This is a genomic window from Methylobacterium sp. GXF4, assembly GCF_000272495.1.
Taxonomy (GTDB): domain Bacteria; phylum Pseudomonadota; class Alphaproteobacteria; order Rhizobiales; family Beijerinckiaceae; genus Methylobacterium; species Methylobacterium brachiatum.
Window position 1 is genome coordinate 15,120 of record NZ_AKFK01000077.1, and the last position, 22,934, is coordinate 38,053.

Genomic DNA, 22,934 nt, shown 5'->3' on the forward strand with positions numbered 1-22,934 from the left:
CATCTTCAATTTATGGTTGCAGAGATAGAGCGTCTGAGGAAACCGGAGGACTGCGTATGTCCGAGCGCGCCGAGACTGCAGCCCGAGGGATCCACCTCGCGGGCGCATCGGGATCCGCTGGGGAGCGACGGCCGAGCTGGGCGCAGATCCGCGCCGCCCTGGCGGCGGACCGGGCGCACTGGCATCGCCGGGGCCACGGCTCGGCGACCCTGCGCCGGGGCTATCACGCGGTCTGGCTCTACCGGCTGTCGCGCTACAGCCACGAGCGCGGCTGGCGGATGGCGGCCTGGCTGCTGTGGCTGGTCAACGGCTGGTGGACCGGCGCCGACATCCCGCCCTCCAGCCGCATCGCCGGGGGGTTGTTCCTGCCCTATCCCCACGGTGCCGTCATCGCCGGGGCCGTGGGGCACGATGTGGCCTTCGGGCTCCAGGCCTCGATCGGCGGCCTGCTGAAGGAGCCCGATCAGGATATCGGCGGCGGTCCGGGCCTGCCAGTGCTGGGGGACGGCGTGGTGCTGGAGGCCGGCGCGATCGTGCTCGGCGCGGTGCTTGTCGCCGACCGGGCCCGGATCGGCCCGCGCACGATCATCCTCAAGGATGTCCAGATCGGCGAGACGGTGATGCCGCAGCCCTGGCGTCCCCTGCCGGGTCGCGGGGCCGCCGCATGACCGGCGCCGCTTCGACCACAGAGGCGGGCGGCCCTCCGGCTGCGACCGGGTTGGCGGAGCTGCGTCGCCTCCTGGCGGCGGATTTCGCCCGCGTCCTGCGCCAGACAACCGGCGGCAAGCCGACCTCGCGGCTGCGCCGCCTGATGCACCTCACCCTGCCGGCGATGCAGGTCGCGATCTGCCACCGCACCGCCCATCTGCTCTACGGCCGCGGCTGGCGCCGCTCGGCTGCCCTGGTCTCCGACCTGTCGCTGCGGCTGACCGGCGCCAGCCTGCATCCGGGCTCGTCGATCGGTCCCGGCCTGTTCGTGCCGCATCCGGCCCGGGTGGTGTTCTGCGCCCGCGCGGGGACCGACCTGATCCTGCTGCCCGGGACCCTCGTGGGTCCGCGGGACTGGGTGTTCCCCGGGCAGCCGTTTCCGGCGGACGCGCCGCGCCTCGGCGACGGGGTGGTGGTCGGCGCCCACGCCGCCATCCAGGGCGCGGTCACGGTCGGCGCCGGGGCGACGATCGGGATCGGCGTCTGCACCCTGCGGGACGTGCCGGCCGGCACCGTGACGATGCTGGCCCAGCGGCAGATCCGCAGCCTCCAGGCGGGGCCGGAGGGCGCCGATGCAGCCTAGCCCGGAACAGTCGGTCCGGCGCTCAGGCCGGCCCGTGCTCGTGCCGGCGCAGCGCCTCCCGGCCCCGGCGGGCGGCCCGCCGGGACGGGAGCTGGCGCCGGAGCACGTCCTCGTAGGCATCGAAGATGCTGCGCCACCCGAAGGCGTCGGCGTGCCGCTCCCGGGAGGCTGCCGACAGGGCGTCGAGCCGGCTCGGCGCGGCGCGCACGAGGTTCAGGATGCCCCGGCGCAGCTCGGTCTCGTCGCCGAAATAGACCGCGCCGTCGCCCGCCACCCAGCGGTTGAACGGGTTGTCGTGGGCGAGGATCGGCGAGCCGGCGCCGAGCGCCTCGACCAGCGACGGGTTCGTCCCGCCGACGGTATGGCCGTGGATGTGGAAGCGGGCATGCAGCCGCAGGGCCGCTACCCGCTCGGATTCGTAAATCGCGCCGGCGAAGATCACGTCGGGGCCGCCCGCGGCTTTCACGACCCGGTGGTAGGGATTGGACTCCATCAGCTTGCCGAGCACGACCAGAGGCAGGCCGGGGCGGATCTCGCTCCAGGCACGCACGATCTGGAGCACGAGGTTCTCGGGCACCACCCGGGCGATCAGCAGCCCGTAATCGCGCGGGCGCACCTTGAGGTCGGCCAGCGGGGCGGTCGATGCCTCCAGCACCGGGTCGGCGCCGTACGCGATGGTGGTGATCCGCTTCGCCGAGGTGTTGCGGGCGAGGTGCCGGGCGATCTCCGGATGGTCGGCGACCAGATGCGTGGAGAACAGGCTGCCGAGGCGCTCGTTCAGCCAGAACCACGCCTTGGCGGGCGTCGACCACCGGTCGCGCTTCCACTCGATCCCGTCCATGTTCATCACGCTGCGCTTGCCCGTGAGCCGGTACAGGATCGAGAACGCGGCGGTGTTGTAGCCGAGGACCAGCGGCAGGGCCGGCCGGAACGCCGCCTTCAGCGTGCATTTCAGGTCGAACACGATGGTCGCGAAGGCGCCGTCGCCGCGGACCGCCACCGGGATCAGCGCGATGCCGCGCCAGACGCTCGGCGGGGTCGGTTTGCTGACTTGGCAATAGACCTCGACCCGCCAGCCGCGCTCGACGAGCTCCAGCGCCAGGCGTTCGGCCAGCGTCTCGAATCCCCCATGCGCGGCCGGCACGCCGCGGGTGCCGAGGATCGCCACGGCCGGACGCCCGTCCGGCTCGCCCCCCTTCACAACCACCGCGCGCACCGCGCCGTCAGAGGAGCCTGAAGAATGGTCACCGTCGAACAGCGCCTGTTCCGGGAGATGGGCGCCGGGGGTTATTCCCGGCAGGACCACCGGATGGAGTACATCGTCCGCGTCAACGCGCTGCTCCGGCCGGACATGCGGGTGATGGAGTTCGGGGCCGGGCGCGGCAAGTGGAGCGATGACCCGGTTCCACTGCGCCGGCACCTCGGCGACTTCCGCGGGCGCTGCGCCCACGTCATGGCCTGCGACGTGGACGAGGCGGTCCTCGAGAACAAGTCGGCCGACGCGGTTCGGCTGATCGGTCACGACGGGATCCTTCCATTCCCGGACGCGAGCTTCGACCTGATCTCGGCGTTCTCGGTCCTCGAACATATCGAGCATCCCGAGGTCACCGCGTCCGAGCTCGGTCGGGTCCTCGCTCCGGGGGGCTGGCTCTGCGCCTGGACGCCCAATCGCTGGGGCTATGTCGGGGTCGGCGCGCGGCTCATCCCGAAGCGGCTGCACGCGCAGGTCCTGCGCTGGGTCGAGCCGCGGCGGGTCGAGATCGACTCGTTCGTGCCGCTCTACACGATGAACACGGAGGCGGCGCGGAAGCGGCTTTTCCCAACTGATCGGTTCGAGCACTTCACCTACAGTTTTGACGGGCAGCCGTTCTATCATGGCGAGAACATCGTCCTGGGCAAGTTCTGGGAGCTGCTGTTCCGGCTGACGCCGGGTCCGTTGAAGGGCTATCACATGGTCTTCATCCGCAAGAAGGCTTGATGCCGGTGTGAAGTCAGCTTCGAAGACTGCGCAGGTGGGCGGAAAACCTGCGCATGTCTTCGGCCTTCCGGGCCAGTTCCGGCTGCCGTTTCAGCCGGCCGGCCAGCCCGTAGGCCAGCGCCCGCAGGGTGAAGCCGAGCTGCAGCGGGCCCGAGAAGAAGGCCGGCGAGGACAGGAGCCGGCCGGCATTGCGCAGGCGGTAGATCCCCGCCAGCCCGTCGAGCCACCGGGCCGAGCGCGTGCCCGCCGATCCGCCCTGGAGATGGACGACCGCGATCCCCGGCAGGTAGGCGACCCGCCATCCGGCATCGCGCAGCCGGCAGCCCCAGTCGACATCCTCGCCGTAGAGGAACATCGGGCTCTCCAAGCCGCCGATCGTCTCGATCGCCGCCCGGCGCATCAGCACGAAGGCGCCGCAGACCCAGTCCACGTCGAGGGCTGCGCGACCTCTGGCCTGCCGGCTCGCCAGGTAGAGGCCGCGCAGGCCGAAGCGACCGGACAGCCCCGCGGCATGGACCAGGGTCGAGAGCGGGCGCGGCTCGTAGCCGGCATCGCCGACCTGGTGCCGGCCGTCCGGGAAGGTCAGCCGGGGCCCAAGCGCGCCGACATCCGGATGCGCGTCGAGATGGGCCAGCGCTGCGGCCAGCGCCTCCGGGTCGCGCAGGAACGCGTCGGGGTTGAGCAGCAGGATCGTCTCGCCCTGTGCCGCCGCGAGAGCCACGGCGTTGCCGCCCGCGAAGCCGTGGTTGGTCCGCTCCGCGATCAGCCGCACCCAGGGGAAGCCGCGGGCGACCCGCTCCGGCGTCCCGTCGGACGACGCGTTGTCGACCAGGATCACCTCGTAGGGACGGTCGATTCGGCTGGCCGCGAGGAACTGCAGGCAGGTCTCGATGTCGGCGCCGGTATTGTAGGTGACGATCAGGACGCTGAGGCGGATGCCGCTCATGGTCCGTATCCTTCCCGATACCGTTCGGCCGCAGCCCGTCTCTGCGCCGCCCGCACGCCCGCGATCAGGCCGAGGCCGGTGTAGAGCAGCTCGGCGATGCCGAGATTCAGGCGGAAGCCCGGGTCGACGAGCCCGTGCAGGAGATGGGCGATCAACCCGATCGCGCAGGCGGCCGCGATGGCGGCGAGGGGATCCCCCACCGGCGCGCGCCAGGCCGCCCGGAAACCCCGGACGATGCCGACCAGGAAGACCAGGGCGAAGGCCGCGTAGCCGACGATCCCGACCTCGGTGAGGATCAGGATGTGCAGGTTGTGCACCACGTGGTTCGAGCGGTCGAACAGGCCGGTGAGGCGGGACAGGCCGGTCTGGTCGAGCACCGCGAACTGGTTGCCGAAATTGTTCAGCCCGACGCCGAAGATCGGGAATTGCGCGAACAGGGCCAGGGCGGCCGCGTTGAGCGGCCCGCGCTGGGCCGCCGAGCCGCCATCGTCCGCGGTCAGGCGCTCCCAGACCAGCGGCCCGGCATAGATCGCGCCGATCCCGGCCACCACGACGAGCAGCGCGAACACGATCAGGCTCGCCCGGGAGAACAGCCGGTCCCGGTAGACCAGCAGGATCACCAGGGCGGCCGAGAGCGGGTAGGTCAGCCAGGAGGCGCGCGACAGGGTCAGCACCACGCCGACGACGGCCGAGCCCGCTCCGGCCGCCCCGATGAGGCGCAGGAGCTTCGGGCCCCGCGACAGGGCGAGCGCCAGGGCGAGCGGCCAGACGAACTCGTAATAATAGCCGAGGATGTTCGGGTGGACCTTCAGCCCGCCGGCCCGGCGCTGCGCGGTGAAATTGATGTTCTCCTCGACGATCTGCTCCTCGCCGAGCACCGAGAGGCCGAGTTCGGAGCCGGAGACGTATTGCAGCCCTGCCACCGCGGTCTGCACCAGGCACAGGGCGCAGATCGCCAGGGCCAGGGTGCGGATATCGGTGCCCGACAGGTTCGAGACCGCGACCGAGACCAGGAGGAGGCCGAGGAACCGCCAGGCATCGAACCACAGATAGGCGGTGTCGGTGGCGTTGCTGAGGGAGAGCAGGCCGGCGGTCAGAAAGCCGAGCTGTGTCAGCACGAGCGGCCGGTCAAGGCGCAGGCCGGGGACGCGCTCGCCGATGCCGGTCAGCTTGGATAGGATCAGCGTCAGCGCCACCAGGAGGGCGACGCTGACCGTCAGCCCGGCCCCGCCGCCGATGCTCGGCAGGTATTGGCCGACCGCCTCGAAATGCTGGAAGAAGCTGACATCGAGCTTCACCGTCAGGCCGACCGCCAGGGCGACGAGCAGCAGGGGCGTCAGGCGGTACCGCTGTCCGGCGATCAGGGCGCCGACCCCGCCGAAGGCCGCCGCCAGACCGACGACCGCGAATTTCAGCGGCGCCGCGCTCAGCGCCACCGCACCCGCCGCCGCGGCGAGGCCGAGCCCGGCGACCGGCAGGGCACGGAGCGCGCGAAGCGGGGCGCCGCTCATCCGAGCCACCGGTACAGCCATTTCGGGATCGGCCGCCGGGTGCCGTTGAGGACGATGCCGAGCGGCGCGCCGCCGGCGGCCTTGAGGTCGGCCAGCGCCCGCTGCGCCACGGCGCGCCGGGTGCGCTCGGCGCCGATCACCACGACGAACCCGTCCACGAAGGGCGAGAGCGCCGCGGCGTCGCCGATCTCGGTGATCGGCTCGCAATCCAGGATGGCGAGGTCGAAGCGCTCGTCGACCAGTGCCAGGAAATCCTCGACCCGGCCGTCCTCCAGGGTCGCCCGCCGGATCGCCTCCGGGTTGCCGGCCGGCACGACGCTGAGGCCATCGGCCACCGGGTGGACCCCCAGGCTCGGCGCGACCTCGCCCGCGATGATGTCGGCAAAGCCCGGCCGGCCGACGAGGCCGAAGGCGTCCGCCAGGGACGGCCGCGACCAGTTCGCCTCGATCAGCGCGGCTGTGCGGCCGCGCCGGGCATAGGCGCCGGCAAGCTCGCGGGCGAGCGTGCTCACCCCCTCGCCGGGCTGGACCGCGGTGATCCCGACCCGGCGGAGCCGGGTCTCGTGGCGGCTGAGCTGGACGAGTGCCGGCTCGAGCACGGCCGGGTCGATCATCGGGGCATGGGCGGCGATCATGCGACGGCTCCACCGAAACGCGGCCGCCGCTCGGCGCTCGTGCGCAGCGGAACCGCAGCCAGGACCGGCACGCGCAGCGAGCGCGCGACCTCGGACGGGCTGCGATAGGTCTGGGCGAGGATCTCCGCGAGCGCGACATAGGCCAGGGCGGCGAGCAGCCCGAGCCCGGTCGCCAGGCCGAGGATCAGCGGGCGGTTCGGGCCGGAGGGCAGCCGCGGGGGCACGGCGCGCGCCACCAGGGCGGAGGAGGTCACGGCCTGCGCGTCGAGCCCGGTGCCGGTGCGCAGGGCGTCGATCCGCTTCTGGGTGTCGGTGATCTCGTCGGTGAGCAGGCCCTTCTGTTGCACGAGCCGGCCATAGGCCAGGGCCGCGTCGCTCTGGCCTATGGCGGCCTTGCGGCGGCTGGCCTCGATCCCCGTGATGGTCTGGATCTTCTCCGCCAGCACCGCCAAGCGGGCCGTGTCGGCGGCGATCAGCGCCTGGTACTTCTGCCGGGTCAGGGCGGTGAGATCCCGGTCGAGGCTCACGAATTCCGGCGCGGTCGGCCGGAACCGGACGGCGAGCTCGGCCCGCTTGGTCCGGAGATCGGCCCAGCGCGTGTCGAAGGCCGCAACAGTCGGGTCGGCGTCGGGGGGCGTCGGCTGCCAGCGGTCGGGGCCGGTCTCGCGGGTGCGCTTGAGCCGGGACTCGACGCCCTCGCGCTCGATCTGGGCCGCCGACTTCTGGCGGGCGAGGTCCGAGAGGGTGCCGAGGTCGTTCTGCTGCTCGATCTCGAAGCTGGCGGTGTTGTTCCCCTTCAGGGATTTCGCCAGCTGCGCGTCGATGGCGGCGAGGTCGGCCTGCGCCCGCTCCAGCTTGCTCTGGTAGAAGGCCGCCGGGGTCTCGTCGGCGTAGACCTCGACGTGGCGGCGCTTGTAGGCGTCGAGGAGCCGGTTCAGCGCCTGGGCCGCGAAGGTCGGGTCGGTCCAGGTGAAGCCGGTCAGGATCACGTCCGTCTCCTTGACGAACACGACCTTGAACGAGGCGAGATAGGCCTCGAACAGCTTCTCGTCCGGGCTGAGATGGCGCAGCAGGCCGAGCGCCTCGAAGGGGATGCGGACCGTGTCGACCACCCAGGTCTTGACCGCCTTGGCCCCGCGCATGGCGACGCGGCCCTGGTAGATCAGCCAGTCCATCCACTCCTCGGGGGGCGGCCCGAGATCGCCGACCGGGGTGATCGCTTTCAGGGCCGCGAACTCGCCGCGCACGATGCTCGGGTCGCGCAGGATCTCGACCTCGTTGTTCACGTTCTGCGCGCGCTCGGAGAACATGTAGTTCTGGTTGGCGCCGCCCTGGACCGGGGCGGCGGCCTTCTCGCGGCCGAGACGGATGATCAGCTTGGCGTCGGCCGTGTATTCGGCCGGCGTCAGCAGCAGATAGATGCCGGCACCGAGGATCGCGGCGGTCAGGATCAGCAGCACCGGCCGGATGTGCCGGAACAGGGCCGCCAGGGCGTCGCGGAGATCGAAGGCGCTATCCGCGACGGCGTCGGGCGCGGTCCGGTCGAAGCGGGGCAGGTCGGACTTCGTCACGTCCCGGACCTCACGGTGGCGCTGGTGGAGGTGTTGGCGGACGGGCCGGTGATGTAGTTCACCCCGAAGCCGGTGCCGTTGAAGAGCAGGATCTGGCGGACCACGAGGTCGACGGCGCGGGCGGTCTTGGCCAGCAGCGACGGCGGCACGTAGACCGTGGCGTTCGGCGGCACGATGATCGTGTCGGCGAGGCCCGGCTGGCCGATATCGACGATGCGGACGCTGCCCGCGGCTTCGGCGTCGAACCGGATGATCCGCACGGCGTCGCCCGCGGCGGTCGGCAGGATGCCGCCGGCCGAGCCCAGGACTTGCGCCAGGGTGCGGGCGCCCTGGAGGGTGACGGGACCCGGAGCCCGGACCTCGCCGAACACCATGGTGTTGGCCGGAACCAGGCTCGCGAGCCGCACGCTCGTGCTCACCGTGGCGAGCTGACGGTGGTAGGCCGCCGTGAGGTTGCCGGCGAGCTCAGCTACGGTCTTGCCGGCGGCCTGGACGGGGGGCACCATCGGCAGGTTGATCTTGCCGTCCGGCTCGATCGCCAGCACCTTCACGCGGCCCATATCGGCTCGCTGGGTGAGCTCGCGGAAATCATCGGTCACGGTGCGGAACTTGCGCAGCATGATCGTGACGACCGGGTCGATCAGCACGTCGTCGTAGGTGCTCTTGATCAGCGCGGCCGCAGCCTCGGGCGACAGTCCGGCGACCTTGATGCCGTTCTTGCCCGGCAGCGAGATCCGGCCGTCCGGGCGCACCAGCACCGTACGGTTGTATTCCGGGTGGGTGCGGAAATCGACGTCGAATTCGTCGCTCGGGTTGAGCCGGTAGGTCGGCTGGACCACGCTCGAGTCGATCAGGAACGACACTTCGAGGTTGTCGCCGACATTGAGCCGGTAATTGGCCAGGCCCAGGCGCATGGTGCGCCCGACCTCCTCCTGGGCGGCCGCCACCACCGCGGGCGGGAGACCGTCGGGGATCGAGCCGGTCTGCGTCACGTCCGGGCCGGACCGCGCGGATGAAGGCGGCTTGCCGGACATGCACCCGGTCAGCAACGGGGCGCAGGTCAGGACCGCCAGCGCGGCGGTGCGACCTCGCGGATGATCCGCGATGCTGGATGCCCGGGAGACGCGCCGGGTCGCCGCGGCAAGGAACGCAGACAGGAAAAACGCCATCGACCTTCAGCCGCACCATGCTCGACTGCGCCCGTCCGATGACAACCCGTGATCGAACCGCGCAGAGCGATACAATCGACGGGTTTGGTTAACGACGCTTGAACCCGGCCCGCCAGAACTCTATCAGAAGTTGTGAAGGCGGCCCTGTGGCAAAATGCGGAGTCACAAAGGGCGGCCGCCGCCGCCGGGGGGACCGCATCGGGCGTCGCGACGTCGCTTCGGCGATGCCCGCACAACCCCCAGAACAGCGATTGCGGTTGCGCCCCTGCCGCGCCTCCAGAAACCGCTCCGCCAAAGCGTCGCGGATCTCGCTGACGGGCGGCTTGCGCGCGGAATGCCGATGCGCCGAAATCAACATTCGATGCCGCTGCGGATTTTGCGGTGAACTGTCGATCGCGCGGGTTTCGCAATCTACAGCGCTAGCTCTTCAAGTGCTTGCTTGCGATTGATGGTTTGATTAGCTGGGGTATCGAGCGAATCGCCGCCGATATGCTGATGAGGCCGGGGCGATGCGGTCCTGATCGCCGGTATCCGCCGGCCCGGAGTCGAGCGCCATGCCCGGCCTGAACACCGCGCTGTTCGCCCGCCTCCACGACGACCTGGAGGCGGGCTTTCAGGAGGATTTGGAGGAGGCGGTGGTCGATCCGGCGCGCTGGCCGGACCTGATCGAGCGGGTCTCGCTGGCCTCCGGAAGCGAAGGCGCGCTGCTTCTGCGGACCGACCGGACGGCGCTGAATGCGCTCACCACGGCGTCGCTCGCCGAGTCGTCGAAGCGCTATTTCGAGGAAGGCTGGCACCGGGAGGATCATCGGTTCCGCGGCCTGCCGATGATGCGCGCCCGGGGCATCGCGGTCGACCAGGACTTCACCACACCCGACGAGATCGCGCGGCTGCCGTTCTATCAGGACCTGCTCGCCTCCAGCGGCCTGCGCTGGTTCGCCGGGGTCGGCTTCGAGGTGAAGGGGCGGCTCTGGTGCCTGGCGCTCCAGAGGACGGTGGCGCAGGGTCTGTACGAACCACACGAGCAGGCGCGCCTCGCCACCCTGTCGCCGCTGCTGCGGCGCGCAGGTCTCCTCACCGCGATGATCGAACAGGCGCGGCTCGCCGGACTGGCCGAGGCCTTCGACGTGATCGCGCGCGCCGCCATGATCCTCGATTCTGAGGGCCGTGCCCTGCGCTGGAACGCCGCGTTCGGGGCCCTGTTCGGTCCCGATCTGAAGCTCGCGGGCGGCCGCCTCGCCGTCGAGGAGGGTGAGGCCGCACGGCAGCTCGAGGCGCTGTCGCGACCATCCGGCCGGGCGCCGATCTCCGCGATCGTGGTGGCACGCCGGGACGCCGCGCCGATCGCCATCCATATCGTGCCGCTCGTCGGCCCGACCCGCGGCCTGTTCGCGGGCGCAAGCACCCTGCTGATCGCCAGCGTTCCAGGGAGCGCGCCGGTCCCCGCGGCCACCGTCCTTCAGACCGCGTATCGCCTGACCCCCGCGGAAGCGCGCCTCGCCCAGACCCTGTCCGGCGGCCTCACCCTGGCCGAGGCGGCGAGCCGCTTCGCGATCACCGCCGCCACCGCGCGGTCGCAGCTGAAGGCGATCTTCGCCAAGACCGGCGCGACCCGGCAATCGGATCTGATCCGGCTGGTCACCGGGCTCGCCCGCTAGAGTCACGCGATCGATCGGGATGCGGACGCCGGCGGGATCCCACGGCCCGGCGCCATCCAGGCATCGCCGCACCCTGCGGTGCGGGGGCGGAGCGCCGGGGGAACGTGTCGGGTCGTGCAGCCGTTTGCAGGGACACGAATGGAGTGAACACGATGACCTATCGGATCGCACTGGCCTCTGCGCTGACCATCGGCGCTCTCGTCGTCGGCGCGCCCGCCGAGGCGAAGGGCTGTCTCAAGGGGGCGGTGGTCGGCGGTGTCGCCGGTCACATGGCCGGGCACGGCAAGATGGGCGCCGCCGCCGGCTGCGCCGTGGGTCATCACCGGGCCAACAAGAAGGACAAGCAGGGCTGATCGCGCCGGTCCGGTCCACCGCTCGCGCCGCATCCGGCACGGCGGTCATCCGAGACGACGCACGGCCTCGTGAAGCCGGGCCCCGATCGGGGCCCGGCTTCACGCGTTTTGGGAGCCGGTGTTTCGCTGGCCGAGACCGACCGAGGCCGATCAGGGAGCGGGGGCGGGGCCGCATCGGGCCGAACCCTTGACCCTTCATTGGAGTTGTTCTAATTAACAACTGTGAGCAGGCGGCCAGCCTTTTCGGTCGCCTCCGAAGCCTTCACGACGACGGAGAGATACGATGACCGGTACCGCGAACGCCGCCTGCGAGAGCTGCCGCTTCTTCGACGATCACAAGCTCAACGGCGCCCAGGCGCAGGGCGACGAGGGTCTCTGCCGCTTCAACCCGCCGGTCAGCCAGCCGGCCCCGCAGTCGAAGGGTCTGTGGCCGGTGGTCGCGTCCCAGGATTGGTGCGGCCACTTCACCGCCGAGATGACCGCCGCCGAGTAATCGGACCCGGGTACGTCGATCGCGGGAAGGCCGAGCGTCCATCCCCGCGCCGTCCGGCCCGGCGATCGATCCATCTCGAAATGCGCGCGATCACCCGGCCCCACGGGGTGGTCGCGCGCATTGCCGTTCGGGCCGGCGCACGTATGCTCGTGCCGTGACCCACACGATTCGTCCCGCCACCGAGGCCGACATCCCGGCCATCGCAGCCATCTACGACGAGGCCGTCCGCACCAGTACGGTGAGCTTCGAGCTGGAGCCGCCGGGCGTCGCGGAGATGGCCCGCCGCTTCGCGCTCCTGCGGGAGGGCGGCTTCCCGTATCTCGTGTCCGTCGTGAACGGCGCGGTTGCCGGCTACGCCTATGCCGGACCCTATCACCAGCGCGCGGCCTACCGGTCGACCGTCGAGGATTCGATCTACGTGGCGCGCGCGGCCCGGGGCGCGGGCGTCGGGCGGACCTTGCTCACGGCCTTGATCGCCGAAGCCGAGCGGATCGGCGCCCGGGCGATGATCGCGGTCATCGCGCAGAGCGATACGGCGGCCTCCGTCGCGTTGCATGCCGGCCTCGGCTTCACGCCGGTCGGCACCCTGGTCGGCGTGGGTTACAAGCACGAACGCTGGCTCGACGTCACCCTGATGCAGCGCGCGCTCGGACCCGGCCGGAGCACGAGGCCGACGCGCCTCTGAACCGCCAGGCGCCGCAACGAAGACTATCCAATACCTCTCAGCCCTAGGCTGCGCCGTCATGATGCGGACAACTTCGCGCGAGAGACGGCGGGCAGGACGCGCAAGCCGCCGGGTTGTCGACCCGGCGAGAGCGCGATGACGCGAGCGAGGGGGCCTTCCGCATGGCGGGCGGTCCTGGCCCCCAGGGCTCGCGAGGCAGGGGAGTTCGGGTATGACGATGTCTTCGATCGGTCGGCGGTTCGCGCCGCTCGCGGCCCTGGCGCTGGCCGCGCTGTCGGCTCCGGCGCATGCGGCGGCCCCGGCCGACCCCAGCGGCACCTACCTGACCGAGGATGGCCGCGCCCGCGTCCGCCTCGAGAAGTGCGGGCCCGCCAACGACCGGCTGTGCGGCTACGTGGTCTGGCTGAAGGTCCCGCTCAACGACAAGGGCGAGCCGCGGGTCGACTTCAAGAATCCCGATCCGAAGAAGCAGGCGCGCCCCTCGCTCGGCCACCAGCTGATCATGGGCCTGAAGCCGAATGCCGACGCCCATTACGAGGGCAAGATCTACAATTCCGAGGACGGCAAGTCCTACGACGTCACGATCTGGACGGATGCCCCTAACGAGCTGACCGTGCGGGGCTGCCTGATCGCCTTCCTGTGCAAGTCGCAGACCTGGAACAAGGTCGTCGACCTCGCCCCCGGCCAGCTCGCCGGCCCGACCAACGGCCCGAACGGCCCGCGCAGCGACCCGGAATTCGCCACCGGGTCGCCCAAGCCCACCGCCAAGGCGGGCGCCAAGGCGGCGCCGAAGCCGGCCGCCGCGGACGCCCCCGCCGCGCAATGAGCCGGAACGGCGGCCCTCAATCGTCGAGGGCCGCGTAGGTCAGGACGCGCAGCTCGCGCCGGATCGGCAGCGCCGAGGACGGCACGAGCTGCGTCATGAGCACGACCGAGAGATCCTCGGCCGGATCGATCCAGAAGGCCGTCGAGGCCAGGCCGCCCCAGGCGACCTCGCCGGGCGTGCCGAGGATCTGGGCCCGGGCCGGGTCGAGCATCACCGAGAAGCCGAGGCCGAAGCCGATCCCGGTGTAGGAGGTCTCGGCGAAGCGCGGCGTGCCCATGGAAGCGAGATCCCCCGTCAGGTGGTTCGCCAGCATCAGCGCGACGGTCTTGCGGCCGAGCAGCCGATTGCCGTCGAACGTGCCGCCGTTGAGGATCATCCGGCAGAAACGCTGGTAGTCGGCCGCCGTCGAGACGAGGCCGCCGCCGCCGGAGGCGATGGCCGGAGGCCGCGCGAAGCCGGTCTCCACGGAATCGTCGAACAGCTTGAGCTGCCGCGCCCGGTCATACGTGTAGGTCGCGCAGAAGCGCGGCATGAGCTCCGGCCGGACCTGGAAGTCGGTGTCGACCATGCCGAGGGGCGCGATGACCGCCTCGCGCAGGTACTGGTCGAAGGGACGGCCGGTGAGCGCCGCCACGTACTGGCCGAGCACGTCGGTGGCGACGCTGTAATTCCAGGCGCTGCCGGGTTGCGCGAGCAGGGGCAGCGCCGCGAGCCGGCGGGTCATCTCGGCGAGGCTGCCCTCGCGGGCCAGGAAGTCGATCCCGTGCTCGCGATACTGCGCGTCGACGAGGGTCGCCTCCATGAAGCCGTAGGTCAGGCCGGCCGTGTGGGTGAGGAGGTCGCGCACGGTGATGCCCCGGCGCGCCGGCTCGGTCTCGATCTTCGCCCGGTTGCCGCCCACGGCCACCCGCATCTCGGCGAAGTCCGGCAGCACCCGCGCGATCGGATCGTCGAGCTGGAACTGGCCCTGCTCGTAGAGCTGCATGACCGCCACCGAGGTGAGCGGCTTGGTCATGGAGTAGATCCGGGTCACCGTATCCAGGGTGAACGGCGTCCCCCGGGCGAGGTCGGCCTGCCCGCAGGCGCGGGCGAAGGCCACACGGCCCCTGCGCGCCACCGTGACCGACAGGCCGGCGAGCCGGCCCTCCGCCACAAGTCGGTCCATCCAGGGCGCGATCCGCGCGAGCGCGTCCGGGTTGAGCCCCGCGCCCGTCGGGTCGATCTCGGTCAGCGCGCTCATAGCGTCTCCTTCGGCCGGCAAGGCTCGATCCGGGACGATAGAGTGCGCAGGTGCGGCGTTACCAGCCCATCGTGCCGGCGCCGCCCTTGAACGGGCCGACAATCCCGGGCGTGATCCAGCCGCCGTAGAAGGTGCCGGGCTGGGGCGTGACCCGCGCGTCGCCGACGAAGCAGGCATCCATCGGCAGCGCGTAGAACGCGACATAGCCCGCGATGGCGTCGAAGCCCTGTGTCGGCTCCGGGTAGGACCAGGCGGCACTGGGCGCCAGCCGGTCGCCGCCATGCACATCGAACAGCACGGCCTGCCCCTTCCACTCGCAGATGCCGCCCCGGCGCGGCCCCGAGAGCACGCCGGCGCTCACGTCGCCCGGCGGCAGGTAGTAGGTCGGGGGATGGGCCGTCTCGAGGACCCGGTAGCCGGCTTCCGATTGCGCGATCACGACCCCACCGAGCACGACCCTCAACATTTTGGTCGTGCGCTCCAGCTTAGGCGGCCGCGGATAGTCCCAGACGCTCTCTTGGCCGGGCTGGATCGGTTCGGGGACGGGGCGTGCGAGCGGACGGGCCATTATGGAGCCGGCGTATATCGTATCCACAATGAACGCTAGGTTGATGCCGGGCGCCGTTCCGCGAACGATCGTCGCGTGGTAGCCCGGCCCCCAAGAGTCACGGCCCGGGACAGACCGCGATGGACATAGCCCTCTTCCTCGACTTCGACGGAACCCTCGCGGAGATCGCCCCGCGGCCGGACGCGGTGCAAGTCGAGCCCGGTTTGGTCGCAGACCTCGAGCGGCTGCGCGACAGGCTCGGTGGGGCGCTGGCCATCGTCACCGGCCGGCCGGTCTCGGTGATCGACGGGTTCCTGGCGCCTGCCCGCCTCGACGCGGCCGGGCTGCACGGCGTCGAGCGCCGGGTCGGCGGGGCTTTGTCGGGCGGCGGCGCGGAGGATCATCCCGCACTGCGCCGGCAGGTCGAACGCCTGCATGCCGAGAGCCGGCCGCTGGCCGACGTGCTCATTGAGGACAAGGGCGCCTCGGTGGCGGTGCATTGGCGCCTCGCGAACGCCGAGGACGCCGCTCGGGCCGAGGCGCTGGTCAAGGACGCGGCCGAGGCCCTCGGGAGCGCCTATCGGCTCCAGCTCGGCAAGGCGGTGGGCGAGATCGTCCCGGCGCAGGCGACCAAGGCCCACGCGATCCGCGCCTTCCTGGAACAGCCCCCCTATGCCGGGCGCCGGCCGGTTTTCTTCGGCGACGACCGGACGGACGAGATCGCGTTCGCGTCGGTGAACGAGGATGGCGGCATCGCCGTCCGGGTCGGCGACGGCGACACCGTGGCGAGCCGGCGCCTGCCCGATCCGGCCGCCGTCCGCGCCCTGGTGCGAATGTGGGCCGAGGGCGGAAGGATCGACCCCGAGGCCCTGCCGCCGGCCTGAGCCCGCCCTATCCTTCGTGGAACGCCGGTCGGCACACGACCTGCCTGGGGCATCATCCCGAACGGTGGTTGCCGGTGTTCGGAATACGATGCTGCACACACAGAAGCCCGCTCAGGAAAAGGCCCTTCGTCGATGTTCGAGTTTCCGGTTCTGATCGGTGACATCGGTGGCACGAATGCCCGCTTCGGTCTGATCACCGAGAAGGGCGCGGAGCCTCGGCTTCTCTCGCACGAGGCGACGGCCGAGCATCCCGATCCGTCCCACGCCATCAGGGCGGCTTTGGCCAAGGGTGGGGATGCCCTGCCGCCCCCGCGCTCGACCATCCTGGCGATGGGCGGGCGGGTCGACGGCCCCGAACCGCAGCTGACCAACGCGGACTGGCGGATCGGCGGCGAGCGCATCGCAAAGGATTTCGGTCTCTCCTCGGCGGTGGTGGTGAACGATTACGTGCCGGTCGCGGCCGGGGCTGCCGATATCGAGCCCCACGACCTCACGCCGGTCGGGCCCAGTCCGACGATCCCGGGCGGCGCCCGGGTCGTGCTCGGACCGGGCACCGGTTTCGGGGCGGCGGCCCTGGTGCCCTACGCGGCCCATCTCGCCATCGTCTCGACCGAGGCCGGCCACACCGATTTCGGCCCGACGACCGATTTCGAGGAGAAGGTCTGGCACGCCCTGGAGCGGGTCGAGGGGCGGATCACCGTCGAGGCGGTGCTGTCCGGGCCGGGCCTGGCGCGACTGCACGCGGCGGTGGCGCATGTCCGCACCGGTCAGCCGCACGAGAAGATCGATCCGGCGGCGGTGACCGAGGCCGGGCTCAAGGCCTCCGATCCGCACGCCGCGGAGGCCTTGGAGCTGTTCGGGCGCCTGCTCGGCCGCGTCTGCGGCGACCTCGCCCTGACCTTCCTGGCCACCAGCGGCGTCTATATCGGCGGCGGCATCGCGCCCCGCATCGTCAAGGTGCTGGAGGAGAGCGGGTTTCGCGAGGCGTTCGAGCGCAAGGCGCCCTTCGAGGAGATGATGCGCCAGATCCCGACCAGCGTCATCACGGTCCACGACCCGGCCTTCAAGGGCCTCGCCGCCCTCGCCAACGAGGGGCGGCGCTTCGTCTACCACGGGCAGGTTTGGCGGAAGGAGGGCTGAGGGTCTACGATCCCCCGGGCTGCCGTCGCGCGGCTCTGCGAAGCTGGTGTGGGATTGGGGCCGGATCGATGCGGACGGTCACGTTGAAGGATGCCAAGTCCGACCTGCTGCGCCTCGTAGAGCAGGCAGCGTCCGGCGAGCCATTCATCATCGCGAAGGACGGCAAGCCCCTCGTCCGGGTCGTCCCGTTCGACGCGCCAGCGCCCGCCGCGACCTCGCGGATCGGGTTTCTGGCGGGATGCATCCGCGTCCCGGACGATTTCGATCGTATGGGCAGCGAAGAGATCACGGCTTCGTTCGAAGGCCGGTGAGCTATCTCCTCGACACGCATATCCTGCTCTGGGCTGCCGCTGGATCCGACCGGCTGACCTCGGCAGCACGCCGTCTCATCGGCGATCCCGCGAATACGCTCGTGTTCAGCGCGGCGAGTCTGTGGGAGATCGCGATCAAGAGCGGCCTGGGCCGCGACGACTTCCAAGTCGATGCGAAGCGCCTGAGGACAGGTTTGCGCGACAACGGCTATGTCGAGCTTCCCGTGACGGGGGCACATGCTGCCGCTGTCGCCGACCTTCCACCCCTCCATCGCGACCCGTTCGATCGGCTTTTGATCGCACAGGCCCGGATCGAAGGGCTGGAACTCGTCACGGCCGACCGGATCGTCGCGCAGTATGGCGGTTCGATCCGATTGGTTTGAGCGGATGCCGTTTGCCTATTCCGCCGGATCTCGATGCGTCGCGCGCAGGGAGATCCGGCTTGGGGCCCGTTTTCCGCCTACGCCGCCGCGAGCGGCTTCGACACGTCCTCCAGGGACTTGCCCTCCGCGGCCGTGCCCCAGATTCCGCCGACCACCGCGGCGATCAGCATGAGCGCGGCGCCGATCCCGTAGCCGAACAGGACCCAGTCCCGGGAGCCGGTCTCGACCAGGCTGCCGAACAGCAGCGGGCCGGAGACGCCGCCGATGCCGGTGCCGACCGCGTAGAAGGCCGCGATGGCGAGCGCCCGGATCTCCAGCGGGAAGGTCTCGGAGACGGTGAGGTAGGCCGAACTCGCCGCCGCCGAGGCGAAGAAGAACACCACCATCCAGGCCGCGGTCTGCCCCACCGGCCCGATCACGTCGAGGCGGAACAGGAGGCCCACGGCGACCAGCAGCACCGCCGAGATGCCGTAGGTGAAGGCGATCATCTGGCGCCGGCCGATCGTGTCGAACAGCCGCCCGAGGAGCAGCGGGCCGAGGAACGAGCCGAGCGCGAAGGGCAGCAGGTACCAGCCGACGCTGTTGCCCGGCACGTCGTAGAACCGCTCCAGCACCAGCGCATAGGTGAAGAACAAGGCGTTGTAGAAGAAGGCCTGTGCGACCATCAGGGCGAGGCCGACCATGGTGGCCAGCCGGTTCGTGACGAACAGGGCGTGGAACACCTCCGAGAGGGGGGTGTGGTCGCGGGTGCGGACCTTCATGCGCTTGGTCTCGTCGATCGGCGGCAGCGTGACGCCCGCATCGGTGAAGCGCTTCTCGATGCCGGTGACGACCCGGTCGGCCTCCGCGGCGTAGCCGTGGGTGGCGAGCCAGCGGGGGCTCTCGGGGATCCAGGTGCGCAGCAGCAGGATCACCAGGCCGATGGCGCCGCCCGTGAAGAACGCGACCCGCCAGCCCCAGGCCGGATCGATCACTTCGGGCTTGAGCAGCACGATCGACATGAACGAGCCGAGCGCCGCGCCGATCCAGAACGAGCCGTTGATGACCAGGTTGGTCCAGCCGCGGACCCGGGCCGGGACGAGCTCCTGGATGGTCGAGTTGATCGCTGTGTACTCGCCGCCGATGCCAGCGCCGGTGAGGAAGCGGAAGAAGCAGAAGCTCGCGACGTTCCAGGACAGGCCCGTGGCCGCGGTGGCGATCAGGTAGAGGGCCAGCGTGATGAAGAACAGCTTCTTGCGGCCGATCCGGTCGGTCAGCCAGCCGAAACCGAGGGCGCCGGTCACGGCACCGACGAGGTAGCAGGAGGCTGCGAGCCCGACATCGAATTCCGAGAACGACATCGGCGCCTTGCGCAGGGCGCCGACCAGCGAGCCGGCGAGCGTCACCTCCAGCCCGTCGAGCACCCAGGTGATGCCGAGCGCCACGATGACGAGCACGTGGAAGCGGCCCCATGGCAGCCGGTCCAGCCGCGCGGAGATGTCGGTGTCGATGACGCGGCCGATCTCCGCGCGCTCGGGTGTCCCGGCGCTCCCCTCAACCTTGCTCGCCATGCCCGCGCATCCTCCCGATTCGTTCGTTTACCGTGCCTCAAGACCCGGCGTTTACCGCAAGACCAGACAGGTGTTGGGAACGGGTTGGGAATCGATTCGGTTCGATCCCGTCTTCATCCCCGGCAGGCAGAACGAGCGTGTCCACGCGGGTTCTCTGCCATGTCCTCCCCCTCACTGCGCTCCCGACCGTCGCGACGGTATCGCTACGGCCTCCTCGCGGTCATCACCCTGGCCGGGCTCGCCACCGTACCCACCGAGGGCGCGGACCGGCATCTCGAGCGTCCGAAGCCGCCGGTCCCGATGGCGAGCGCCGAGCGCTGGCGCCTGCGGCCCACCGAGGTGGCGGTGCCAGCCACCACCGGCAGCCTGCGCAGGCGCGCCGCGACCGCGATCCCCGAGGATCGGCGCAACGTCCGCCTCGTCTACCCGGCCCTCGTCGAGGCGCGCTGACTTGGCGAAACCGTCGCGAGCCGGCACAGCGTCTGCATCGCCCTGAGCGGGCGTGACCCGGGGCGCGTACGGAGTTCGAGGATGGCGGAGGTTGTCGCGCTGGTCGGGTGCAAGGGCCCGGCCCAGGAGGCGGATTACCTGCAGATCCTCTCGGCGGCGTTGCCCGGTGAGCGGCTCGTCCCGTTCCGCACCATGAACGAGGCCGAGCGCGCCCAGGCGCAGGTCGCCATCGTGGCAAATCCCGATCCCGCCGAGGTCGCCGCCCTGCCGAGTCTCGTCTGGGTGCAGAGCCTGTGGGCCGGCGTCGAAAAGCTCGTTGGCGCCTTCGACCGGCCGCTGCCGATCGTCCGTCTGGTCGACCGCGAGATGGCCCGCGCCATGGCCGAGGCGGTGCTGGCCTGGACCACCTACCTTCAGCGCGACATGCCGGCCTATGCCCGCCAGCAGCGCGACCGGGTCTGGAAGCCGCATCCCTATCGCAAGCCCGCCGACACGGTGGTCGGCCTGCTCGGCCTCGGGGCGCTCGGCACCGCGGCGGCGGAGCGGCTGACCGGGGCGGGGTTCTCCGTCACCGGCTGGAGCCGGACGCCGAAGACCATCGCGGGGATCGAGACCGTCCACGGGGCGGACGGCCTCGCGCCGATGCTCGGGCGCTGCGACATCCTCGTCTGCCTCGTGCCGCTCACCTCCGAGACCCGCGGCCTCGTGAATGCCGACCGGCTCGCGGCGCTCAAGCCCGGAGCGGCGCTGATCAACTTCGCCCGGGGCCCGATCGTGGTGACCGCGGACCTGATCGCGGCGCTCGATGCCGGCCACCTGTCGCATGCCGTGCTCGACGTGTTCGATGTCGAGCCTCTGCCGGCCGAGTCGCCGCTCTGGACCCATCCGGGCGTGACCGTGCTGCCGCACATCTCCGGCCCGACCGACATGGATTCGGCTGCCGCCACGGTTGCGGCCAACCTGCGCGAGTACCGTAGCACCGGCCAGCCGCCGCAGGGCGTCGATGCCGGGCGGGGGTATTAGGGACTGTTTGGCGAGCGAGCATCCACCCCTCGACCTCATCCTGAGGAGCTTGCGTGTAGCGCAAGCCTCGAAGGAGCCCTCCAGCAGCCGCGCGATCCCTGGAGGCCTCCTTCGAGGACTCCGCTGCGCTCCGTCACCTCAGGATGAGGGGGGTGGAATGGAGGAGGTGGGATCAGACAGAGGCTTCGATCAAGATGCTGACGCCTCGATGCCCTAAGCCGCCGAGGCGACCGCCGGGGAGATCCGCTTGCGCGCCTTCTTGTCGGTGCTGCCGAGGAAGGCCTGGGCCTCCTCCTTGCGCTCGAACACGTGGGGGGCGACGCCGCGCTTGGTCAGCGCCTCCTCCATCTTCAGGCGCAGGAACGCGCTCGTCACGTAGCGGGTCGTGGTCGCGTAGTAATTCGCCTGGAGATACTGGATCATCCCGGCATAATCGTCGATCAGGTTCTCGTTAAGCCGGAAGCCGTCATGGTTGATCACGGCGTTGACCCGCTGGCCGGCCTTGCGGCAGGCCCCGACGATGGTCATGCGCAGCTCGTCCATGTCGCTCTTCACCCGGCAATACCAGCCTTCGAGGTTGATGAAGAGGATGTTGCGCTCGCCGTCGTAGCTGATGCGCGAGGCCAGATCGAGATTGAGCAGATCGGAGAGCAGCTCCATCGGTTCGTCGCGGAAGATGCGCGGGTCCATCGGCACCGGATTGCGCACCACCGGCTTGAAATCCATGTGGGCGAGGATGTCGCGCTCGATGTCGATGCCCGGCGCCACCTCGATCAGCTCCAGCCCGTCGGCGGTGAGCTGGAAGACGCAGCGCTCGGTCACGTAGAGGACCGGTTGCGCCCGCTCGACCGCGTAGGGCCCCGAGAAGGTGTTCTGCTGGACCTGGGTCACGAACTTGCGCGAGCGGCCCTCGCTCACGATCCGGACCACACCGTCATCGACGGCGATCTCCAGTCCGCCCGCCGTGAAGGTGCCGGCGAACACCACGGTGCGGGCGTTCTGCGAGATGTTGATGAAGCCGCCGCAGCCGTTGAGCTTGCCGCCGAACTTCGAGGTGTTCACGTTGCCGGCCGCGTCGCACTCGGCCATGCCGAGGCAGGTCATGTCGAGCCCGCCGCCATCGTAGAAGTCGAACATCTGATTCTGGTCGATGATGCAGTCGGCGTTGGTCGCCGCGCCGAAACTCGATCCCGAGGCCAGCACCCCGCCGACCGCACCCGCCTCGGTGGTGAGCGTGATGTAGGGGGTGATCTTCTCCTCGTTGGCGACCGACGAGATGCCCTCCGGCGCACCGACCCCAAGATTGACCACACCGTTCGGCGGCAGCTCGAAGGCGGCCCGGCGGGCGATGATCTTGCGCTCGTTGAGCGGCATCCGCTTGATGCCTGTGACGGGGACGCGGATCTCGCCGGCCAGAGCGGCGTCGTGCATGACGCCGTAATTCATCCGGTGCATCTCCGGCTCGGCAACCACCACGCAGTCGACCAGGATGCCGGGGACGCGCACGTCCTTGGGCAGCAGGTAGCCGTCGTCGACGATGCGCTCGACCTGGGCGATGACGATGCCGCCGTTGTTGCGGGCCGCCATGGCCTGGGCCAGGCAATCCAGGGTCAGGGCCTCCTTCTCGTAGGACAGGTTGCCCGACGGGTCGGCCGAGGTGGCGCGGATGAAGGCGACGTCGATCTTGGTGGCGGTGTAGAACAGCCACTCCTCGCCATCGACCTCGACCAGCTTGACGATGTCCTCCGTGGTCAGGGTGTTGACCTTGGCGCCGCCGTGGCGCGGGTCGACATAGGTCTGCAGCCCCACCTTCGAGAACAGGCCGGGCTGGCCTGCGGCGCAGGCCCGGTAGAGCTGCGAGATCACCCCCTGGGGCAGGTTGTAGCCGCGGATCAGATTGTTCTGCGCGGCCTGCGCGACCTTCGGCATCCGGCCGAAATTGGCGGCGATCACCCGCGCGAGCAGGCCGTCGTGATGCAGGCGGCCGGTGCCCAGGCCTTTGCTGTCGCCCGCGCCCGCGGTCATGATCAGGGTCAGGCCGCGGGGCGATCCGGTCTCGACGAAGCGCTTCTCCAGGGCGGCGTGCAGCGCCTCCGGGATGCAGCTCTGGACGAAGCCCGTGGTGGTCACGACGTCGTTCACGCGGATCAGCGCGATCGCCTCGTCCGCCGTGATGACCTTGTTCTTCCTCATGAAGCCCACGATCCTCCCTCCGGCCTGGATGTCCGGCCGGCCTCGGCGCCGGCCGTCCCCGAACCTGTTATCGGCCGGCCGCCCGGCGCTGGAATAA

The 22,934-nt window shown here is 70.5% G+C and carries 24 protein-coding genes; 14 read left to right on the forward strand and 10 right to left on the reverse strand.

Annotated elements, in window-relative coordinates; translation table 11 throughout:
• The first annotated feature begins 56 nt into the window (after window positions 1-56).
• Both WYO_RS21165 and WYO_RS21170 read left to right on the forward strand, forming a co-directional pair.
• A complete protein-coding gene (locus WYO_RS21165) occupies window positions 57-668 on the forward strand; it encodes a serine acetyltransferase (RefSeq protein ID WP_007566300.1) in 612 nt (203 codons plus the stop codon).
• Window positions 665-1,291, forward strand: coding sequence for a hypothetical protein (locus WYO_RS21170; protein ID WP_007566301.1), 627 nt, complete (start codon window positions 665-667; stop codon window positions 1,289-1,291). Before WYO_RS21165 ends, WYO_RS21170 begins: the two co-directional genes overlap by 4 nt.
• 22 nt (window positions 1,292-1,313) lie before the next feature.
• Here WYO_RS21170 and WYO_RS21175 read toward each other — a convergent pair whose 3' ends face one another.
• The gene (locus tag WYO_RS21175) at window positions 1,314-2,507 is read right to left on the reverse strand and encodes a DUF1972 domain-containing protein (RefSeq protein WP_007566303.1); all 1,194 of its coding nucleotides are present in this window, start codon (window positions 2,505-2,507) and stop codon (window positions 1,314-1,316) included.
• 24 nt (window positions 2,508-2,531) lie between these two features.
• Here WYO_RS21175 and WYO_RS21180 point away from each other — a divergent pair, with 24 nt between their 5' ends.
• On the forward strand, window positions 2,532-3,269 hold the full coding sequence (locus WYO_RS21180) for a class I SAM-dependent methyltransferase (protein WP_007566305.1): 738 nt from the start codon (window positions 2,532-2,534) through the stop codon (window positions 3,267-3,269).
• 13 nt (window positions 3,270-3,282) lie between these two features.
• Here WYO_RS21180 and WYO_RS21185 read toward each other — a convergent pair whose 3' ends face one another.
• The 5 genes from WYO_RS21185 to WYO_RS21205 are packed head-to-tail and all read right to left on the reverse strand — an operon-like array spanning window position 3,283 to window position 8,966.
• A complete protein-coding gene (locus WYO_RS21185; RefSeq protein WP_007566307.1) occupies window positions 3,283-4,215 on the reverse strand; it encodes a glycosyltransferase family 2 protein in 933 nt (310 codons plus the stop codon).
• A complete protein-coding gene (locus WYO_RS21190) occupies window positions 4,212-5,726 on the reverse strand; it encodes an O-antigen ligase family protein (protein ID WP_007566310.1) in 1,515 nt (504 codons plus the stop codon). The genes WYO_RS21185 and WYO_RS21190 overlap by 4 nt, the downstream gene beginning before the upstream one ends.
• Complete coding sequence (locus tag WYO_RS21195; protein ID WP_007566312.1) at window positions 5,723-6,361, reverse strand: CpsD/CapB family tyrosine-protein kinase; 639 nt, start codon at window positions 6,359-6,361, stop codon at window positions 5,723-5,725. The genes WYO_RS21190 and WYO_RS21195 overlap by 4 nt, the downstream gene beginning before the upstream one ends.
• Window positions 6,358-7,932 (reverse strand): Wzz/FepE/Etk N-terminal domain-containing protein, encoded by a 1,575-nt coding sequence (locus WYO_RS21200; protein ID WP_007566315.1) that lies wholly within the window; start codon window positions 7,930-7,932, stop codon window positions 6,358-6,360. The genes WYO_RS21195 and WYO_RS21200 overlap by 4 nt, the downstream gene beginning before the upstream one ends.
• Window positions 7,929-8,966 carry a polysaccharide biosynthesis/export family protein gene (locus WYO_RS21205; protein WP_230366683.1) on the reverse strand — a complete coding sequence of 346 codons (1,038 nt, stop codon included), beginning with the start codon at window positions 8,964-8,966 and terminating at the stop codon, window positions 7,929-7,931. The genes WYO_RS21200 and WYO_RS21205 overlap by 4 nt, the downstream gene beginning before the upstream one ends.
• Window positions 8,967-9,655: 689 nt before the next feature.
• On the opposite strand from WYO_RS21205, the gene WYO_RS21210 reads away from it, so the two are divergent.
• The 5 genes from WYO_RS21210 (at window position 9,656) to WYO_RS21230 (ending at window position 13,116) form a co-directional block, all read left to right on the forward strand.
• Window positions 9,656-10,759, forward strand: coding sequence for a helix-turn-helix transcriptional regulator (locus WYO_RS21210; RefSeq protein WP_007566319.1), 1,104 nt, complete (start codon window positions 9,656-9,658; stop codon window positions 10,757-10,759).
• Between the two features lie 152 nt (window positions 10,760-10,911).
• Window positions 10,912-11,112 (forward strand): hypothetical protein, encoded by a 201-nt coding sequence (locus WYO_RS21215; RefSeq protein ID WP_007566321.1) that lies wholly within the window; start codon window positions 10,912-10,914, stop codon window positions 11,110-11,112.
• 283 nt (window positions 11,113-11,395) lie between these two features.
• On the forward strand, window positions 11,396-11,605 hold the full coding sequence (locus tag WYO_RS21220; protein WP_007566324.1) for a hypothetical protein: 210 nt from the start codon (window positions 11,396-11,398) through the stop codon (window positions 11,603-11,605).
• Between the two features lie 154 nt (window positions 11,606-11,759).
• Window positions 11,760-12,290: a GNAT family N-acetyltransferase gene (locus WYO_RS21225; protein ID WP_007566326.1), complete on the forward strand. Its 531-nt coding sequence runs from the start codon at window positions 11,760-11,762 to the stop codon at window positions 12,288-12,290.
• 211 nt (window positions 12,291-12,501) lie between these two features.
• Window positions 12,502-13,116, forward strand: a complete 615-nt coding sequence (locus tag WYO_RS21230; RefSeq protein ID WP_007566328.1) for a DUF2147 domain-containing protein — start codon at window positions 12,502-12,504, stop codon at window positions 13,114-13,116.
• 16 nt (window positions 13,117-13,132) lie between these two features.
• Here WYO_RS21230 and WYO_RS21235 read toward each other — a convergent pair whose 3' ends face one another.
• Together WYO_RS21235 and WYO_RS21240 are read right to left on the reverse strand one after the other, a co-directional pair.
• A complete protein-coding gene (locus WYO_RS21235) occupies window positions 13,133-14,356 on the reverse strand; it encodes a serine hydrolase domain-containing protein (protein ID WP_007566331.1) in 1,224 nt (407 codons plus the stop codon).
• Between the two features lie 58 nt (window positions 14,357-14,414).
• Window positions 14,415-14,924 carry a DUF427 domain-containing protein gene (locus tag WYO_RS21240; protein WP_007566333.1) on the reverse strand — a complete coding sequence of 170 codons (510 nt, stop codon included), beginning with the start codon at window positions 14,922-14,924 and terminating at the stop codon, window positions 14,415-14,417.
• A 119-nt stretch (window positions 14,925-15,043) separates the two neighbouring features.
• Here WYO_RS21240 and otsB point away from each other — a divergent pair, with 119 nt between their 5' ends.
• The 4 genes from otsB (at window position 15,044) to WYO_RS21260 (ending at window position 17,621) form a co-directional block, all read left to right on the forward strand.
• Window positions 15,044-15,787 (forward strand): trehalose-phosphatase, encoded by a 744-nt coding sequence (gene otsB / locus WYO_RS21245; RefSeq protein ID WP_007566334.1) that lies wholly within the window; start codon window positions 15,044-15,046, stop codon window positions 15,785-15,787.
• Between the two features lie 132 nt (window positions 15,788-15,919).
• Entirely contained in the window at window positions 15,920-16,927 is a 1,008-nt protein-coding gene (locus WYO_RS21250; protein WP_007566336.1) for a glucokinase, read from the forward strand.
• A 68-nt stretch (window positions 16,928-16,995) separates the two neighbouring features.
• Window positions 16,996-17,238 carry a type II toxin-antitoxin system prevent-host-death family antitoxin gene (locus tag WYO_RS21255; RefSeq protein ID WP_007566338.1) on the forward strand — a complete coding sequence of 81 codons (243 nt, stop codon included), beginning with the start codon at window positions 16,996-16,998 and terminating at the stop codon, window positions 17,236-17,238.
• Entirely contained in the window at window positions 17,235-17,621 is a 387-nt protein-coding gene (locus WYO_RS21260) for a type II toxin-antitoxin system VapC family toxin (protein WP_007566339.1), read from the forward strand. Before WYO_RS21255 ends, WYO_RS21260 begins: the two co-directional genes overlap by 4 nt.
• Before the next feature lie 77 nt (window positions 17,622-17,698).
• Here the strand turns inward: WYO_RS21260 and WYO_RS21265 are convergent, their stop codons facing one another.
• Window positions 17,699-19,171: an MFS transporter gene (locus tag WYO_RS21265; RefSeq protein WP_007566341.1), complete on the reverse strand. Its 1,473-nt coding sequence runs from the start codon at window positions 19,169-19,171 to the stop codon at window positions 17,699-17,701.
• Between the two features lie 159 nt (window positions 19,172-19,330).
• Here WYO_RS21265 and WYO_RS21270 point away from each other — a divergent pair, with 159 nt between their 5' ends.
• Both WYO_RS21270 and WYO_RS21275 read left to right on the forward strand, forming a co-directional pair.
• Window positions 19,331-19,621, forward strand: a complete 291-nt coding sequence (locus WYO_RS21270; protein ID WP_007566343.1) for a hypothetical protein — start codon at window positions 19,331-19,333, stop codon at window positions 19,619-19,621.
• Window positions 19,622-19,702: 81 nt separating this feature from the next.
• Window positions 19,703-20,644, forward strand: coding sequence for a glyoxylate/hydroxypyruvate reductase A (locus WYO_RS21275; protein WP_007566345.1), 942 nt, complete (start codon window positions 19,703-19,705; stop codon window positions 20,642-20,644).
• Window positions 20,645-20,857: 213 nt separating this feature from the next.
• Here the strand turns inward: WYO_RS21275 and WYO_RS21280 are convergent, their stop codons facing one another.
• Window positions 20,858-22,837: an acyl CoA:acetate/3-ketoacid CoA transferase gene (locus WYO_RS21280; protein WP_007566346.1), complete on the reverse strand. Its 1,980-nt coding sequence runs from the start codon at window positions 22,835-22,837 to the stop codon at window positions 20,858-20,860.
• Window positions 22,838-22,934: the final 97 nt, after the last annotated feature.